The 15,063-nt window shown below is 44.6% G+C and carries 18 protein-coding genes, 1 tRNA gene and 2 pseudogenes; 7 read left to right on the forward strand and 14 right to left on the reverse strand.

The window, feature by feature from the left end; translation table 11 throughout:
• Positions 1–95: 95 nt before the first annotated feature.
• Both V3S16_RS10330 and V3S16_RS10335 read left to right on the forward strand, forming a co-directional pair.
• The gene (locus tag V3S16_RS10330) at positions 96–617 is read left to right on the forward strand and encodes a hypothetical protein (protein WP_413884633.1); all 522 of its coding nucleotides are present in this window, start codon (positions 96–98) and stop codon (positions 615–617) included.
• Between the two features lie 540 nt (positions 618–1,157).
• Positions 1,158–1,793 (forward strand): site-2 protease family protein, encoded by a 636-nt coding sequence (locus V3S16_RS10335; RefSeq protein ID WP_413884635.1) that lies wholly within the window; start codon positions 1,158–1,160, stop codon positions 1,791–1,793.
• A gap of 251 nt (positions 1,794–2,044) precedes the next feature.
• Here V3S16_RS10335 and V3S16_RS10340 read toward each other — a convergent pair whose 3' ends face one another.
• The 4 genes from V3S16_RS10340 to V3S16_RS10355 all read right to left on the reverse strand — a co-directional run bounded on the left by V3S16_RS10340 (position 2,045) and on the right by V3S16_RS10355 (position 3,591).
• Positions 2,045–2,446, reverse strand: coding sequence for a putative toxin-antitoxin system toxin component, PIN family (locus V3S16_RS10340; RefSeq protein WP_413884637.1), 402 nt, complete (start codon positions 2,444–2,446; stop codon positions 2,045–2,047).
• Positions 2,443–2,634: a hypothetical protein gene (locus V3S16_RS10345; protein ID WP_413884639.1), complete on the reverse strand. Its 192-nt coding sequence runs from the start codon at positions 2,632–2,634 to the stop codon at positions 2,443–2,445. The genes V3S16_RS10340 and V3S16_RS10345 overlap by 4 nt, the downstream gene beginning before the upstream one ends.
• Positions 2,635–2,926: 292 nt before the next feature.
• A complete protein-coding gene (locus V3S16_RS10350; RefSeq protein ID WP_413884641.1) occupies positions 2,927–3,208 on the reverse strand; it encodes a helix-turn-helix domain-containing protein in 282 nt (93 codons plus the stop codon).
• A gap of 17 nt (positions 3,209–3,225) precedes the next feature.
• Positions 3,226–3,591, reverse strand: coding sequence for a type II toxin-antitoxin system RelE/ParE family toxin (locus V3S16_RS10355; RefSeq protein WP_413884643.1), 366 nt, complete (start codon positions 3,589–3,591; stop codon positions 3,226–3,228).
• 350 nt (positions 3,592–3,941) lie between these two features.
• On the opposite strand from V3S16_RS10355, the gene V3S16_RS10360 reads away from it, so the two are divergent.
• A tRNA-Arg gene (locus V3S16_RS10360) sits at positions 3,942–4,017 on the forward strand.
• A gap of 290 nt (positions 4,018–4,307) precedes the next feature.
• On the opposite strand, the gene V3S16_RS10365 is transcribed toward V3S16_RS10360, so the two are convergent.
• The 5 genes and pseudogenes from V3S16_RS10365 to V3S16_RS10385 all read right to left on the reverse strand — a co-directional run bounded on the left by V3S16_RS10365 (position 4,308) and on the right by V3S16_RS10385 (position 7,593).
• Positions 4,308–4,568 (reverse strand): sensor histidine kinase, encoded by a 261-nt coding sequence (locus V3S16_RS10365; protein WP_413884666.1) that lies wholly within the window; start codon positions 4,566–4,568, stop codon positions 4,308–4,310.
• Positions 4,542–4,751: pseudogene (locus V3S16_RS10370) on the reverse strand (PAS domain S-box protein); the annotation flags it as partial. The pseudogene V3S16_RS10370 and the gene V3S16_RS10365, both read right to left, overlap by 27 nt.
• Before the next feature lie 18 nt (positions 4,752–4,769).
• Positions 4,770–6,008 (reverse strand): HD domain-containing phosphohydrolase, encoded by a 1,239-nt coding sequence (locus V3S16_RS10375; protein ID WP_413884645.1) that lies wholly within the window; start codon positions 6,006–6,008, stop codon positions 4,770–4,772.
• A 10-nt stretch (positions 6,009–6,018) separates the two neighbouring features.
• Entirely contained in the window at positions 6,019–6,774 is a 756-nt protein-coding gene (locus tag V3S16_RS10380) for an endonuclease/exonuclease/phosphatase family protein (RefSeq protein ID WP_413884647.1), read from the reverse strand.
• 201 nt (positions 6,775–6,975) lie between these two features.
• Positions 6,976–7,593 carry a class IV adenylate cyclase gene (locus V3S16_RS10385; RefSeq protein ID WP_413884649.1) on the reverse strand — a complete coding sequence of 206 codons (618 nt, stop codon included), beginning with the start codon at positions 7,591–7,593 and terminating at the stop codon, positions 6,976–6,978.
• A gap of 417 nt (positions 7,594–8,010) precedes the next feature.
• Between V3S16_RS10385 and rplM the strand changes: the two genes are divergently transcribed.
• On the forward strand, positions 8,011–8,445 hold the full coding sequence (gene rplM, locus V3S16_RS10390; protein ID WP_413884651.1) for a 50S ribosomal protein L13: 435 nt from the start codon (positions 8,011–8,013) through the stop codon (positions 8,443–8,445).
• A 124-nt stretch (positions 8,446–8,569) separates the two neighbouring features.
• Complete coding sequence (gene rpsI / locus V3S16_RS10395; protein ID WP_413884653.1) at positions 8,570–8,965, forward strand: 30S ribosomal protein S9; 396 nt, start codon at positions 8,570–8,572, stop codon at positions 8,963–8,965.
• A gap of 29 nt (positions 8,966–8,994) precedes the next feature.
• Here rpsI and V3S16_RS10400 read toward each other — a convergent pair whose 3' ends face one another.
• The gene (locus V3S16_RS10400; RefSeq protein ID WP_413884655.1) at positions 8,995–9,771 is read right to left on the reverse strand and encodes an enoyl-CoA hydratase; all 777 of its coding nucleotides are present in this window, start codon (positions 9,769–9,771) and stop codon (positions 8,995–8,997) included.
• Between the two features lie 478 nt (positions 9,772–10,249).
• Between V3S16_RS10400 and V3S16_RS10405 the strand changes: the two genes are divergently transcribed.
• Positions 10,250–10,414 (forward strand): hypothetical protein, encoded by a 165-nt coding sequence (locus V3S16_RS10405; protein ID WP_413884657.1) that lies wholly within the window; start codon positions 10,250–10,252, stop codon positions 10,412–10,414.
• A 57-nt stretch (positions 10,415–10,471) separates the two neighbouring features.
• Here the strand turns inward: V3S16_RS10405 and V3S16_RS10410 are convergent, their stop codons facing one another.
• Complete coding sequence (locus V3S16_RS10410; RefSeq protein ID WP_413884659.1) at positions 10,472–10,840, reverse strand: PIN domain-containing protein; 369 nt, start codon at positions 10,838–10,840, stop codon at positions 10,472–10,474.
• Between the two features lie 214 nt (positions 10,841–11,054).
• Here V3S16_RS10410 and V3S16_RS10415 point away from each other — a divergent pair, with 214 nt between their 5' ends.
• Positions 11,055–12,314 (forward strand): response regulator, encoded by a 1,260-nt coding sequence (locus V3S16_RS10415; RefSeq protein WP_413884661.1) that lies wholly within the window; start codon positions 11,055–11,057, stop codon positions 12,312–12,314.
• Positions 12,315–12,425: 111 nt separating this feature from the next.
• On the opposite strand, the gene V3S16_RS10420 is transcribed toward V3S16_RS10415, so the two are convergent.
• From V3S16_RS10420 to V3S16_RS10430, 3 genes and pseudogenes are all read right to left on the reverse strand, one after another.
• Positions 12,426–13,412 carry an ABC transporter ATP-binding protein gene (locus V3S16_RS10420; protein ID WP_413884663.1) on the reverse strand — a complete coding sequence of 329 codons (987 nt, stop codon included), beginning with the start codon at positions 13,410–13,412 and terminating at the stop codon, positions 12,426–12,428.
• Positions 13,413–13,641: 229 nt separating this feature from the next.
• Complete coding sequence (locus V3S16_RS10425; RefSeq protein WP_413884665.1) at positions 13,642–14,625, reverse strand: ABC transporter ATP-binding protein; 984 nt, start codon at positions 14,623–14,625, stop codon at positions 13,642–13,644.
• Between the two features lie 233 nt (positions 14,626–14,858).
• A pseudogene (locus V3S16_RS10430) lies at positions 14,859–15,063 on the reverse strand (ABC transporter permease); the annotation flags it as partial.

Below are 15,063 nucleotides of genomic sequence, written 5' to 3' on the forward strand. Positions count from 1 at the left end.
ATTCTTGACACTTCTTTGTCACTACTGTATTTTTATTGAAATAACAATCATTTCAGAGTACACAATTTGTAATTAAATAAATGTTGGAGGTAAAAATGCAAATATATTTAGATCGAATTGTTCGAGCTGCCAAGCTTGATGCTAACTTATATGAAGAAGTTGAGGCTGATAAAGGTGCGATGAGTCAAGCTATGGGAGTTGTTGTGCTCTCCAGTGTAGCAGCCGGAATAGGCAGCATAGGACCGATAGGTACAAAAGGAGTCATTATTGGTGCAATCACAGCCCTTATCGCATGGTATGTTTGGGCCTATATTACATATTTTGTCGGTGTTAAAATCCTTCCTGAACCTCAGACCAAAGCCGATCATGGTGAACTATTACGAACCATCGGGTTTTCAAGCTCTCCAGGGTTGCTTAGGATATTGGCTATTATACCTGGAATAGGCGAAATCATTTTTATGATCGCTTCAGTTTGGATGTTAGTGGCCATGGTTATTGCTGTTAGGCAAGCTCTGGATTATCAGAGCACGTTACGAGCAGTAGGCGTCTGTATGATTGGTTGGGTCATTCAAACGATAATTCTTATGATTTTATTTGCGGTTTTAGGAGGCGGTTAGGCTATGTAATGCTTGGCGGTCTAATTCCTATCATGGCAACCAAGCTGGCAAGACGAGCTTAGAAGGAATAGGATGAAGAGTAGCTAATGTCAGAGCAATATCTAGAGTGCCCGGTGTATGACCATAGTAAGTGTAAAGAGATGAACAACCCAAAGCTATGTGCTTTGGTTAGAGATGATAAGAAGTGTCTTAGGGAGTTGCCAAAGAGTGTAAAGAGCGTAAGCACCTGATTCCTGGTACAGCCTTTAACCTTCGCCATAGGTCAATCGTTGGTTGTAGAGGTTCTCTGGAAGTCGTTTTGTGGGAACCCTTATAAAATAAGGCTTTAAAGGAACTATGACCGATGTGAGGGACGCTTCTACTGTGATGTGGATGCTTCTACTGTGCTGAGAGCACTCAGACTGGGAGCACTTCTACTATGACAAAGCTTTCCTTACTTTCAACACCTATGGCCCCAGTTGGCATAAGTTGGTCTTTATGGAAGATTTCTTCTGTACTGATTAGGATTGCATCAAATAAAAGGCGAGATCTTCTAATTCAATGAATATACAAAAATTGCTGATAATAGCTCCGCCAATTTTGTTGGCACTATCATTTCACGAATATGCTCACGCTTATATTGCAAACAAGTTTGGAGATGATACTGCAAAGCAAAGTGGTCGTTTAACCCTGAATCCACTCGCACATCTTGACCCAATTGGCACGATCATGATTTTTTTAGTGCATTTCGGGTGGGCCAAACCGGTGCCAGTAAATCCACATAGGTTAAGAAATCCCAAAAAAGATATGCTCTGGATTAGCGCTGCCGGTCCTCTTGCAAATATGATTTTAGCACTTATTAGCGGTATTTTGTTAAGATTTATCTTCGCCACCGTTGGGGCACCTAATCAGCATTCCATTATAGGTCTGCTTATATATGCGGTGTTTATGAGCTTGCAAATCAATCTGGCTCTGGCCATATTTAACCTGCTCCCAATTGCTCCCCTGGATGGCTCCAAAATTTTATTCGGACTTTTGCCGGTCAAACATGAGGGCAAAATTTATTTCTTGGAGAGATATGGACCTTTTATTCTTCTCGGATTAATCATATTCGGACGAGTTACGGGTGTGCCCATTCTGGGTGGATTGATCTGGCCTTTTGTAAAATATTTTAGCAAAATCTTTGCGGGAATATGAGATCGATAATCAAGGCATCTTCTTACAAGAGATAGCCAGGGGAAAGCTATGCTAATGGGGTTTATGGGTTTAGGGGTCAAGTCTGCTCTTGACTCATGTAGATTGATTGTGTAGGGACAACCTTATTATGAGTAGGCCGTTGAGAATAGAATATCCGAATGCTTGGTATCATGTAATGAACCGTGGCAGACGAGGTGAAAATATATTTCATGACAAGAAAGATTATCAGATGTTTATCCCGAGATGTTTTCTTAAAGATACTTATCAACGAATTGCCGTGGTCTGATTACTTCAATCCCTTGATAACCCGACATTTTTAGTAAGTGTTTATCACCGCTTACAATAAGCATGACCTCGCCGGCAATTGAACCTGCAAAGAATTTATCGTCATCCGGATCATCACAGACGGCTTCATCAAGCGATGCTGCTTCGATCAATTCCGCTTTGGCAATAATAAGCTTGAGAATCGGATCAAGGTCTACCATAGAAAATCTAGCGGAGAGTTCCTTGCCGACCCGATGGTACTCATCTAAAATTTCCGGAGAGATGACAATTTGAAATTCTTGATTTCGCCAGGCTTTCAGAATTTGATATGGTGGTACGCTGAAAAAGACACCTGAAATAAATACGTTGGTGTCGAGCACAATTTTCATTTTTTATCTCGCGCCTTGGCGAGAGCAGCAACGATGTCAGAGTGGTTCATACCTGCCTTTCTGGCTTGTCTACGAGCTTCTGCAATTAAATCGTCGAAGTCGTCTAGAGATGGGGGTGATATCGACTTCAAAATGACAACATCTTTATCTCCCATTACAACGAATTGTGCACCGGATTTAAGTTTCATTATTAATATCCTGCGGTACTTTGATAGTTATAGTTCCCATTTTAAACTCTTCTTATTGTTTGAATTTCGATCTCGGTATTTTGATAGCTTCCTTTTAAACACCAATAAAATCGTGTTACGATTTTATGAAACGAGGCTATGCCGCTCAGATGGCGAAAGGCTAACCGCACTTTCTCCTTAAAAAGGATTTTATCTTCCATTTGAATTCATCCCGCGCTGCAAGACTTCGGCGAGTTCCCTTCGGCCTTAGCCCAGGGTCGAAGACAGTCGAGTCGCAGCGGAGAATTCAAATTTAAACAAGTTGAACTGTCAGCTTTTTCCCAAGAGAATTTGCAGCCTTCTCGAGTGTTTTTAAGGACACGGACATGTTTGTCGGGTCAAGCAATCTGCTTAACGATGAGCGACTTGTACCCATTTTTTTTGCCATGTTCGTTTTGGTCATATTCTTCTCGGCCATTAATTGCTGGATTTGAAATGCTACAACTCTTTTAACAGCTACTGACTCCGTTTCTGCCAAGGTCCCTTCCTCTTGTAGAAAATCATCGAAATTACTACCTATATTTTTATGTTTCATTTAATTCACCTGCCTTGTTATCCTTTATTAAATTTCGACATCCGCTGTTTTGCCAATGTCAAATCTTTAGTTGGTGTTTTTTTAGATTTTTTAATAAATCCGTGTAACAGAACAATGTGATGCTCGTATATTGTAAAAATAACACGGGCAATTCTATTTCTCAAATTGGATCTGACTTCCCATAAACCGGTATCTAAGCTCTTAACCAACGGCATACCAAGAGGCCAGCCATACTGGAGAGTCTTGATATCCTCACCAATAATCTTCCTATCTTCAGAGCTTAGTTTTTTGAGCCATATTCTGACTGGTTCTTTTCCCGCATCGGACTTATAAAAGACAACTGGTAAAGGATGGTCCGGTTTCATATTAGCAGTATGTACCATTTATGGTTCAATGTCAAGTTTTTTGAAAACTAGCTCGGCCCTGAGTGATTGTGTCGCAACCCTCTCCAAGCTAACAGAGTTTTCCTCAATCAATTTTTTCCTCTTTGGAGATTTATTTAGCGACGTAGCCGCGTAATATAAAATCACGAAGCGATTTTATTTGAAAAAGGTCTGTCAGGGAGCAGAACATAACAAAGCGTTTATTAAAATGAATAGAAAAAATTCCGGAAGTATTAAACTAAATCTTTACAAATTTTCTTTTTTGTGAAAAATCCATATCTATACCTTAGCAGAGCAATGGATTAATTCTAAATTGTTCTATTTGTAATTATTTAATATAATCACAAATAGCCCCCGTAGCTCAGTGGATAGAGCATTGGATTCCTAATCCATGTGCCGCAAGTTCGATCCTTGCCGGGGGCACCAATGAATAAAAGGGTTTGCAGATATGTTGAGCTGCAAACCCTTTTAGTTTGTGTATTTCATCGATTATAGCACCATAAACTACCGTTTGTTGAGGATTTGACAGGATTATAAAAATCTGTGTTATTATATGCGTCTATATTGTCCAGCAATAGTCCAGCAAATATTTTTTCCAATACCAAACCCCAGACCTGAAGATGAGGGCCTGCTCAGGTGTAGTACTCGTTACATATACGAGGAATTAAAGGGATTTATGGCGCCTTGATAGTTGCAGGTATCTGGTGTCGCCAGCATCAATTCATCTTCTCTAAATCCTTGGTCTGGTAAAGTTGCTCGTGGATAAGAGACATGGTTTTTATACGATCCTGGCTATCTTGAAATATATCAATATACTGTTTATCTTTGATTTTGTCGGACTGCAGTTTGAGTAAGCTGATAATGACTTGCATGTTGTTCTTGACCCGGTGGTGGATTTCACTCAGAAGGACTTCTTTTTCTTTGAGTGATGTCTTGACTTGTTCCTCTGCCTGTTTACGCTCGGTGATGTCCGTCATAAAACATAACGTAGCAGGTCTATCATCCCAAGAAAACAATGCCACATTGAGTTCCACCCACTTGATATTCCCATTTTTATCAACAATCCTGAAAGAATAGGCAAGAGGAGGTTTTTCACCTTTAAGCCGTCTTTTGTGGCGTTCTCCAACCATCTCCCGATCTTCCTCGTGGATAAAATACGTAAGGGGTCTTGAGGCTAATTATTCAGTCTTTTCCTGGTAACGTTCTTGAATAGAGCGGAGTACGTTGAGACTGGAAAAAAAGATTTCCACAAGCTCCGGATCAAACTGATGCCCCGCTTCTTTTTCGATTATATCGAGAACTTGAGATTCATCCCAGGCCTCTTTATAGACCCGTGCCGAAGAAAGGGCATCAAAAACATCCGCTAAAGCGACGACTCTGCCGAAAATTGGAATTTCTTGGCCCTTCTTGCCGCGCGGTGTGCCGTCAGGCAGGGCAAAACCCGGTAGCGCCGCGTTGGTGGATACATCGATATATCCGGGATATCCCTTGCCGTCCCAGCGTTCATGATGGGTCAGGGCTACCTGCATGGCTGTTTCGTCAAAATCCGACTGGGCATCCAGAAACAGGCGCGCTCCTAAAACAGTGTGCTGCTTCATGATTTCAAATTCATCGGGGCTGAAGCGTCCGGGCTTTTTCAGTATAATATCGGAGATGGCTACTTTGCCGACATCGTGGAGCATAGCTGCCATGCGAAGACTGTCGCGGGCTCTGTCGATTTCCTTGGGGACCATTTGCTGTCGGCGGGCCCATTGTTCATAGAGCTCCAAGGCATATCCACCCACGCGGTTGACGTGGGCGCCGGTCTCCTTGGGGTCGCGCAGTTCCGACATCCGAATCATACGAAGCAGGATGGCACGTGTCATCTGGGCCCGTTCCAGGGCGACGGCGGCTATGCTGGCGAAATGGAGCATAATTTTTTCGTCATCTTTAGAAAACGGAACAGCCTGTTTGGCCTCATCTTGGGCGTTGATAATCTGCAGGATACCGAGGATGTCCCCCCGGGCTGTTTTTAAAGGGACGGTGAAAACGGAGCGGGTGGTGTATCCGGATGTTTCGTCAAATTTTTTGCTGAATCGGTAGGGGGCTGTAGGTTCTATTTTGTGAACATCCGGAAGGTTAAGGAGACGTCCGGTGGTGGCGACATAGCCGGCAATACTGCTCTTGTCAATGGGGATAGTAAAAGTTGAATAGATCAGTTTTTCCCCTTCGGGCAGACGATTTTGCAAAGTGTCGTTCTGCGTGTAGGTAAAGTTGAGTCTGTCCTCGTCGCGTATGTATATTGATCCCGCGTCGGCGTTGACAAAACGCCGGGCATCGGAAAGAACGCGTTCCATGAGTATATCCAGATCTTTGACCTGGTTGAGTTCGATTCCCAGCATCGTAAGTTTGTCCAGCTTTTCTTTTTCGGTAAGCATGCGGTCTCCTTTAATTACTCCACTTAAATAGCGCATAGAGGGGAAAATGATCCGAGGGGTAAACATCCTCAATGGTGTCCCGGTCGATCTTACAGTCCTTTATATCGAGTGTGCCGCGATAAAGAATCCAGTCGATTTGGTCGCCGTTTGCTTCTCCTGTGAATCCATGATGAGTGCCTGGAAAGGGCTCTTGAAAGATGCTTTGAAAATAAGTCTTTGTATCGGCTGAGTTCTGATTTTTTCCGGTGAATATTTTGTGGCCGGGACTCAAGGGAGCGGCGTTAAAGTCGCCGATTAGAATGGCCGGGACATCAGACGGCAGATATGAAAGGCGCTTCATGATCAGTTTTGCACTTTCGATTTGAACCGAGGCATCAAAGTCAAAGTGGGTATTGGCACATATGAGCCGGCGATGTTTTTTTTCGAACATGCCGATGGTACACTGTCGCGGCCAGAGACTTTTCAGGGGGCGGCTCGGTACCGTTGGTGTGGGACTCAAATAGAAGTGTTCTTTATAAACGCAGGTCCAGTCTTTTTTATAAAAGATAATGTTGTTTTGCCAAAAGGGTGGTGCAGGATTCCTCCGGCCGATAAAATTGTATGCCGTCAGTATGTCGGCCAAATAATCGATTTGGAAACTATTTGCTTCCTGAAAGCCGATAAAATCCGTGTGATATTTGGCAAGTAACGCCGGAAAGATCTTTTGGCGGCTTTGCCATTTATTGGGGCCGTCGTCTGCCAGCCCAAAACGCAGGTTGAGTGTCAAAACCGAAAGCATTATTTTTAGTTAAATGGTTGAGTATTAAAATCGATGATGATTGCGCATAAAGTTGAAAAAGCGACCTTTGTACGAGAGTATTTTGTGTTTGGTGTTTAGTATTTGGTGGTCTAACAAGCTGATATATAAGCATATATCTCAAACAAAATACAAAACACTAAAAACCAAACACTTGATGAATTCGACTTTTTACGAATTCATCAAATCTGCTTCTATTAGATGGTGATATTTTGCAATATCAATTCTGATTTTTTGAAAGTTGTCGAAGGTGACATCCGTAAACGGCAGCTTTAATTCTTGCCGTATGATCTCAAATATTGCAAGATAATTCAGAGTAATCCTTTGGCCCCATTGCAAACCGATCTTTGATGCAGCTTCCTTTATATACTCTTTTTTACCCTCGATTTCAAGAAAATCACCAAAGGGCATGGTATCCAGGCAGAGTAGGGTGTCATCGAAAATAAAGGTTTCACGCCATTTTTCGTAGATCTGTGCTTGATGGAATCCGAGATGCTCCAAAATCAGTTTCATGGTGGTAAAATCACTGACTTGGACTTCAAGTTCCCTGAAGGTTTTGAATTGATCGTCTTTGATCGCGGGTTCGGATTTGTAGGTCAATTTGGTATTGGCATCCCGGCGAAGTCGCAGGAGGGATTTATTTCGAAGCAGGCTTTCATCGACATCATCAAACCGCATGTTTGTCTCAAAAACGCGGCCCTTAACGTCGACACCGAGTTCGACAATGCGTTCGCGGACAGATTGAACATCGGAAAGAATAAATTTTACCTCGGTTTCAATATGTTCCATGGGTCGCATCCTATCCAGGACATTCCACGATTTTAGATTTGAATAAAGGTAAACGTTCACAGGTTCAGAGTTCCCCGTTCAGCCTGCGACGAGCTCCTTTCGGTCTGAGACCTGTCGGCGAGCTCAGGTCGTGCCGCTCAGGGTCGAAGACAGTCGAGTCGGGTTACTTTTTCTTTGCTAACCTTTACTAACGCTCCGAACCTTGAACCTCTGAACCCTGAACCCCTGAACGGTTACGATTCGTTTATATTAGAATTGGGTTTATTTTACAAATTTATTTTTTCCTCTTGACACAAATGCATTTATTATTTACATTTCGCTGATTATTGTTTTAGCCTTTCGCTTATTAGATCCCGCAAGCGTGCTTGCAGGAGTTTCATAAAATCGTAACACGATTTTATTTAGGAGTGAAATACGGTGAAAAAGTATACATACAGTGCAAAAAGATCTGATATAAAAGAGAAATGGATTGTTGTGGATGCCAAGGACGCGGTGTTAGGGAGGCTTGCCTCAGCCATAGCTGCGCGTCTTAGAGGAAAACACAACCCGCTTTTTACACCTCATGTTGACTCGGGTGACTGGGTTGTTGTTGTCAATGCGGATAAGATTGTCCTGACCGGCAGAAAATGGCAGAAGAAACTTTACTACCGGCACAGCGGATACATCGGCGGACTCAAAACGATCACCGCCCAGAAGCTCATGGAAAAGAGACCTGAGGATCTTATCCGGTTTGCCGTCAAGGGTATGCTGCCCAAGAACAGACTCGGAAGAAAGCTTTTCAAAAAGTTGAAAGTTTATGTCGGCGATCAGCATCCGCATGCAGCCCAGCAGCCTGAGCCTCTGGTGCTTTAAGCAAGCACCTTAAAATTTAAATTCCCCACTCTTCGAGCGGGGGGTAGCGCGCGATGAATTCAAATAAAGCGGCGCAGCCGCGTTTCATAAAAGCGTAACACGATTTTATTTATTGAGGAATTGTATGCAGAAAGAAAACATTTATTATGCGACCGGGAAACGGAAATCCGCCATTGCCAGAACCTGGATGATGCCGGGTACCGGTGAAATTACCGTTAATAATCGGCCTGTTGATGATTATTTCAAGGTTGCATCCGCAAGAGCGCTTATGATGCAGCCCCTTGTTCTGACAAATACCGCCGGATCATATGATATTAAAATTCGTGTTTTAGGCGGCGGTTTTAATGGGCAGGCCGGTGCAATCCGGCACGGCATTACCAAGACTCTTATTAATGCCAATCCTGATTTAAGGAAGGCCCTGAAGAAAGCCGGCTTTGTCAGACGCGACGCACGTGTTAAGGAAAGAAAGAAATACGGCCAGAAAGGGGCCAGAGCCCGCTTTCAGTTTTCCAAACGGTAACATATTATAGGCGTTCACAGGTTTACCCATTACTTGTGTTTCCATATTGGTTGGCGTTTTTCCAGAAAGGCCGCCATACCCTCCTGAGCGTCAGCAGCCAGACAGCCCGCGACCATTGCATCTGCGGCGTAATTGTATGCCGCCGGTTCATCCAGATCTATCTGATTGTAAAAAGCCTGCTTTCCGAAAGCGAGCGTGAACCGGCTGTATTGCGCTATTTCCATGGCCCACTTTCTGGTTTCTTCAGCAAGTTTATCTGCCGCCGCAATACGGTTTATAAGTCCGAAGCGCTCGGCTTCCTCAGCGGAAACAAATCGGCCGGTTAAGAGCATATCCATGGCCTTGCGTCTTCCGATGACGCGAACAAGGGGCACCATGGGTGTGGAGCAAAAAAGGCCTATTTTAACTCCCGGCGTAGAGAAGCGCGTGCCGCTTTCGGCGATGGCCAGGTCGCAGGCGGCGACCAGTTGCAATCCTCCTGCCGTGGCAATGCCGTGGACCTGCGCAATGACCGGCTGGGGCAGCTTGTGCAGGGCTTGCATCATTTCCGAGCATACTGCAAAGATTTTACGAAAATGATGGGCATCGTAATGGGCCCCCACCATTTCCTTTAAATCATGACCTGCGCAGAAAGCAGGACCGCTGCCCTTGATAACGACCACCCTGATATCTTCAGCCTTTGCGCATATATTCAGCTTGTCTTGCATGTCGTTCATTACTTCGATGGACAATGCATTCCGTTTTTCGGGCCGGTTCAATGTCAGCCATCCGACGGGACCGTCTTTTTCAAAGAGTACAGGTTCCATTTTAGAGCCTCCTTGTGATATTTGGAAATAATGCTGTATAGACTTATCACGAAAGCACGAAAGCATGAAAATATCAAATTTTTTCATGCCGCCCCTAAGTTTCGGGAAAATCCGCATGACTCTCCAGGGAGCCTGTCAAGTTCACCTGCTATTTTCTTTGATGTATAAAAGCAGACGCCTGGCGCATATCCAGCCATAAATAGTTGGCAGACCCACTAATATAGCCACTAATTATATCCTGCCGCACTGTTACCTGAAATACACAATAATTACGCGCTGAAATTCAAAACACACAGTTTAGTTCTAATAAAAAAACAAATAGTTAATATGGTTAAAAGTAAGCAAGGTGCCTGATTGTCAAGCGCTCATAAAGTGTTGTTATATTGCTTGATCAGCTGTTATAAATATTGCTTGTTTTTTTGGTCTATTTAGTATTTACTACTATAAGCGGGAAGAGCAAACAATAAGAAGGAAAATCATGATAATAGGAAAAAAAATAATTAAGATGTTTGGACAAAAGCTCCATAAAGACACCGGGATTCAGGAGGAAGTACGGGAAGCGAAATCTTCGGAGGAAGCGGTACGTCTTGCAACGGAGTCAAATAATGATATCACGACTGATGACGATGGCAGAGTGAAATAAGCGCAATACGGCGGGCAGGTGGTCAATCTTCGACCCCATAGTTATCTTCCTTTCAATTCAAGAATTGATACCAAGGCCCGCTGAAAAAGGATTGAGCAAGGGGATTCCGCAATTTTCAAAATCGCGTTCATTTCGGGTTGACAGTGCAAGATTGTGTTTAATTGCTGTAGCGGCAATTAGCAAATCAGCCTGTGTTCTTGTCGTCCCTTTCTGCAAAAACTGACCGCGAAGAATTCCGCAATGTCTTGCAATTTCAATTGCTACCGGCAGAATATGGCATCTGAGCAGGATAAACTTTTCAAACCAGCCCATTTTTTTATTGGCATTTTTTTTTGAAAGACCGCCATAAATTTCTTCAACAGTCACCACGCTCAAAAATATCTCATCCTGCCCGCCGAGCCAATCAAGAACTTGCTGATTTGACATCCGACGACAGTCTTTGTTATTGATACCTCAATTGAGCGATAACGCTCAAATTTCTTATTTATGAATGGGAAACTACTTAGTGCTCAAATGTATTTATGGATGGGCATCAGATATATATAATTTCACTTATTTTTGACCTGAAACCAATAACGGATAACACCTAATTGAGCTTGACCCTCAATTAGGGTACAATCCTTCATAAAGGTTAGATATCATGATAAAAAAGATTCTTGTGGTGGATGATAATCGACAGATGTTGGAGTTAATAGCCAATCTGCTCGAGGATGAAGGGCATCAGGTTGTTACTGCTGAAGACGGCCTCTCAGCACTGACGCTGCTTACCTCTTTTTCTCCGGACATTATGTTTGTCGATCTGGTAATGCCCCAAATCGGCGGGGACAAGTTGTGCCGGATCATCAGAACCATGGGACATTTGCAGGATTGCTACCTGGTGCTGGTAACAGCGGCGGCGGCCGAACTGGAATTTGACTACGAGGCAATCGGTGCCGATATCTGCATTGCCAAAGGGCCTTCAGGCTCTATTGTGGAGAACGTTTTGAAGGCGGTAGAAAAATCAGATTCTCCCCCAGAGGAGCGCAGGTCAAAATCGATTATGGGCGTTGATGAATTATATCCGCGGCAATTAACAAAAGAGCTGCTATCCCGAAACCGTCACCTGGAAACTATTTTAGAGCGCATGGCTGAAGGAATTATGGAAGTTGTTTCAGGGAAAGTGGTCTTTGCGAATTCAGCGGCAATATCCTTGTCCGGTCTACCTCAAGAGAAGCTTCTGGCATCGCATTTTCTCGATTTATGCGACGATAATTTGCGGCCGCGAATGGAATCTGTGCTGAAGACGGAAACCGACAAACCTTTTGAGATCGGTCAAGACAAACCCGTGGAGTTCAACCACCGGCAGGTTACGATCAAGTGCCTGCCGGTGGAAGGAGACACCTCAACCACTATCGTAATACTAACGGATGTGACCGAAAGAATAGGTTTGCAAACGAAAGTGGAGATGGAGGCTGAAAAGTTGGCGGAGCAGTCAAGTCGTTTAAAGGAAGCCAATATTGCTTTAAAAGTTTTGCTGGAACAGAGTGAGGTGCATAAAAAAGAGCTTGAGGAAAACTTTTTGTCCAATGTGCAGGAACTGGTTAATCCCCACCTTGAAAGACTAAAGAAGAGCCGTTTGAATTCCCTTCAAAGTGAGCTCATCAGTGCGATTGAATCAAGCTTGGACAATATTGCCTCTCCATTTATTAATAAATTATCTCTGAAGCATCATAAATTGACATCCAAGGAAATCAGGGTCGCCAATCTTATCAAGGCCGGCAAAAAGAACAAGGAAATAGCGGAAATTGTGGGTCTTTCGCATAACACCATTCTATTCCACCGCTTTAATATCCGTACAAAACTGGGATTAAGGAATAAAAAAGTGAATCTTAAGGCCCACCTGGCGTCCTTCAATGAATAGCTCGTAGCAGTGGCTTATACCTAGTTCATATTCAAAAGTAATTGGCACCATGATTGAGCGAAAGTCGAGGATGCTCAACCATGGTTATAGTTCTTAGCTTGGACTATTAATTTATGTCGCTTTCCAGCATCTTACAAAGTGCTCCTCCCCAACTTGCGCAAAAGTAGTTCTTTCTTCCCGGCAGCGCGCTTCTTCAAGGGTGCACCTTCCCTGGAAATTACAGCCGGAGGGCGGTATGGGGGAGTCGGGAAGATCTACTTCCGGCCGGTGCAAAACGGTAGTTTTGCCGGGTTCAGGGTCGGGGATGGCCGCTAATAACGATATGGTATAAGGGTGACGCGGGTCTTCAAAAAGTTGCTCGGCCGGGGCAAATTCCATGATGCCGCCCTTGTACATCACTGCGATGGTGTTGCACAGATAACCCACGACATTAAGGTCATGGGAGATAAAAAGATAGCTTAAACCGAGCCGGTCCTGCAGGTCTTTTAAAAGGTTGATGATCTGAGCCTGGATAGAGACATCCAAGGCGGAAACGGGCTCATCGCATATTACCAGCGAAGGTTCCACGCTCAAGGCGCGGGCGATGCCGATGCGCTGGCGCTGGCCCCCACTGAATTCATGGGGATACCGGTCAGCGCTTTCCGGAGACATTCCAACCATTTGCAAAAGATTTTCAAGGCGCTCTTTGCGTTTGTGGGCGCTTTTAATCCCCAGAATCCTAAGTCCTTCCTCAATGGACAGACCAACGGTCATGCGGGGATTCAAAGACCCGTACGGGTCCTGGAAAACGATCTGTATATCCTGGCGATAGGGCTTCATATCCTTTTCGGTAAAGTTGCTGATATCAGTTCCCCGGAAGATAATTTTGCCTTCATCAGGTTCCAAAAGTTTCAGGATGAGCCTGGCGACGGTTGTTTTCCCGCAACCGCTCTCGCCCACCAGCCCCAGGGTTGTGCCCCGCTGGATTTCAAAGCTTACATTGTCAACGGCTTTGTCCCAGGCGGCAATTCTCTGCAAAAAACCCCTGCGTACGGGAAAGTATTTTTTCAGTTTTTCGACCCGCAGGATAATTTGATCATCTCTGTTTACTGATGCCATATGTTCCAATTTGATTTCTCAATAAAAATCTCAAACAGCCAGATCTTTGCAGGCTTTCAGAGGTTCAGGGTTCAGAAGTTCAGGGTTCAGAAGTTCAGGGTTGCTTTTTCTTTTTTAACCTTTACTAACTAACTCCGAACCTTGAACCTATGAACCCCTGAACGGGTATAAATTTTTTGCATTTTATCGCCAGTGGGCTCCACCAATTTATAGAGAAGATACGTTTGCATTAATCTTTATTGTCAAAAAGTACGGGACAGCGGGCTAAATGGCCATCACCATAATTACACATTTCAGGATATTCTTCCCGGCATACAGGTTCGGCATAAGGGCACCGGGGATGAAACGGACAGCCCTTAGGTTTGAAGGCCGGGTTTGGCACTGCACCGGGGATGCTGTAAAGTCGTTTCCCTCTTTTTAACCGGCTGGGCAGCGATGCCAGCAGACCCTGAGTATAAGGGTGTCGGGCATTGTGAAAAATCTGGACGGGGCTGCCCTGTTCCGCAATGGCGCCGGCATACATGACATAGACCCGATCGGCGATGTTGGCCACGACACCAAGATCATGAGTGATATATAAGAGCGACATGGAGCGCTTTTTTTGAATAGACTTAAAGAGCCGCAAAATCTGAGCCTGCACGGTTACATCAAGGGCGGTGGTGGGTTCGTCGGCGATAATTAGCCGGGGAGCACATGCCAGGGCCATGGCGATCATGACCCGCTGTCGCTGGCCGCCGCTGAGTTGATGGGGATAGTCTTTGAGCCGCTGTTCGGGGGAAGGAATGCCCACACTTTTAAGCAGTTGAACGCAGCGCTGGTGCAGCGCTGCGGTGCCGATGTTTTCGTGAATGCTGACGGCTTCGCCAATCTGGTCGCCGATGGTAAAGACAGGGTTCAAAGAGGTCATAGGTTCCTGGAAGACCATGGCGATGTGCTTGCCGCGAATCTTGCGCATGTTTTCCTCGTCCAGCTTAAGGAGACTTTGACCGTCGAACGTGATCCTGCCGCCTGCAATTTCAGCGGGCGGTGCCGCATTGAGTCCTAATATGCTCAAGGCCGAGACGGTCTTTCCACAACCGGACTCCCCGACGAGACAGACCGTTTCCTCGCGCCGGACCTCGAAGCTAACGCCGTCAACGGCCCGGGCGATCCCGTCGCCGGCCGGGAAGTACACTTTTAAATCCTTTACGGAAAGCAGGGTGTCATTAGTCATTGGTCATTAGTCACTTGTCATTGGTCATTTGTAACTTGATTGAGTTAAAACTCAATCAGGTGTTATCAGTTATCAGTTATTGGTTTTAGGTGAAAAGCAAACAGAATTATATCTCGCTTTTGATTGAGATACAGAATAGTTGTCTATTTCCTTTCAAGTAACGAATAACGAGTAACAAATAACTTTTTATCGAGCGGCGTAGCCGCGTTTCATAAAATCGTGAAACGATTTTATTATCTTTCTCTGAGTTTGGGACTGAGTACATCCCTGAGTCCTTCCCCAAAGAGGTTAAAGGAAAGGACAACAACCAGAATGGCGATGCCCGGTATGAAAGTCAGCCAGGGTGCATCAAAAATGAAATTTTTGCCGTTTGAAAGGATATTGCCCCAGGTGGCGTCAGGCGGCGGCACCCCAAACCCCAAGAAGCTCAAGCCGGCT

Origin of the sequence: Candidatus Desulfatibia sp., assembly GCF_036446775.1 — a bacterium.
Classification (GTDB): Bacteria; Desulfobacterota; Desulfobacteria; order Desulfobacterales; family UBA11574; genus Desulfatibia_A.

Bases quoted from the DNA above. Each gene is read 5' to 3' on its own strand.
- rpsI (WP_413884653.1), top strand. From the start codon at position 8,570: ATGCAGAAAGAAAACATTTATTATGCGACCGGGAAACGGAAATCCGCC.
- V3S16_RS10375 (WP_413884645.1), bottom strand. From the start codon at position 6,008: ATGCTTACCGAAAAAGAAAAGCTGGACAAACTTACGATGCTGGGAATC.
- V3S16_RS10410 (WP_413884659.1), bottom strand. From the start codon at position 10,840: ATGTCAAATCAGCAAGTTCTTGATTGGCTCGGCGGGCAGGATGAGATA.
- V3S16_RS10330 (WP_413884633.1), top strand. From the start codon at position 96: ATGCAAATATATTTAGATCGAATTGTTCGAGCTGCCAAGCTTGATGCT.
- V3S16_RS10400 (WP_413884655.1), bottom strand. From the start codon at position 9,771: ATGGAACCTGTACTCTTTGAAAAAGACGGTCCCGTCGGATGGCTGACA.
- V3S16_RS10340 (WP_413884637.1), bottom strand. From the start codon at position 2,446: ATGAAAATTGTGCTCGACACCAACGTATTTATTTCAGGTGTCTTTTTC.
- V3S16_RS10405 (WP_413884657.1), top strand. From the start codon at position 10,250: ATGATAATAGGAAAAAAAATAATTAAGATGTTTGGACAAAAGCTCCAT.
- V3S16_RS10335 (WP_413884635.1), top strand. From the start codon at position 1,158: ATGAATATACAAAAATTGCTGATAATAGCTCCGCCAATTTTGTTGGCA.
- V3S16_RS10355 (WP_413884643.1), bottom strand. From the start codon at position 3,591: ATGGTACATACTGCTAATATGAAACCGGACCATCCTTTACCAGTTGTC.
- V3S16_RS10350 (WP_413884641.1), bottom strand. From the start codon at position 3,208: ATGAAACATAAAAATATAGGTAGTAATTTCGATGATTTTCTACAAGAG.
- V3S16_RS10385 (WP_413884649.1), bottom strand. From the start codon at position 7,593: ATGGAACATATTGAAACCGAGGTAAAATTTATTCTTTCCGATGTTCAA.
- V3S16_RS10365 (WP_413884666.1), bottom strand. From the start codon at position 4,568: ATGACGGACATCACCGAGCGTAAACAGGCAGAGGAACAAGTCAAGACA.
- V3S16_RS10425 (WP_413884665.1), bottom strand. From the start codon at position 14,625: ATGACTAATGACACCCTGCTTTCCGTAAAGGATTTAAAAGTGTACTTC.
- V3S16_RS10420 (WP_413884663.1), bottom strand. From the start codon at position 13,412: ATGGCATCAGTAAACAGAGATGATCAAATTATCCTGCGGGTCGAAAAA.
- V3S16_RS10415 (WP_413884661.1), top strand. From the start codon at position 11,055: ATGATAAAAAAGATTCTTGTGGTGGATGATAATCGACAGATGTTGGAG.
- V3S16_RS10345 (WP_413884639.1), bottom strand. From the start codon at position 2,634: ATGAAACTTAAATCCGGTGCACAATTCGTTGTAATGGGAGATAAAGAT.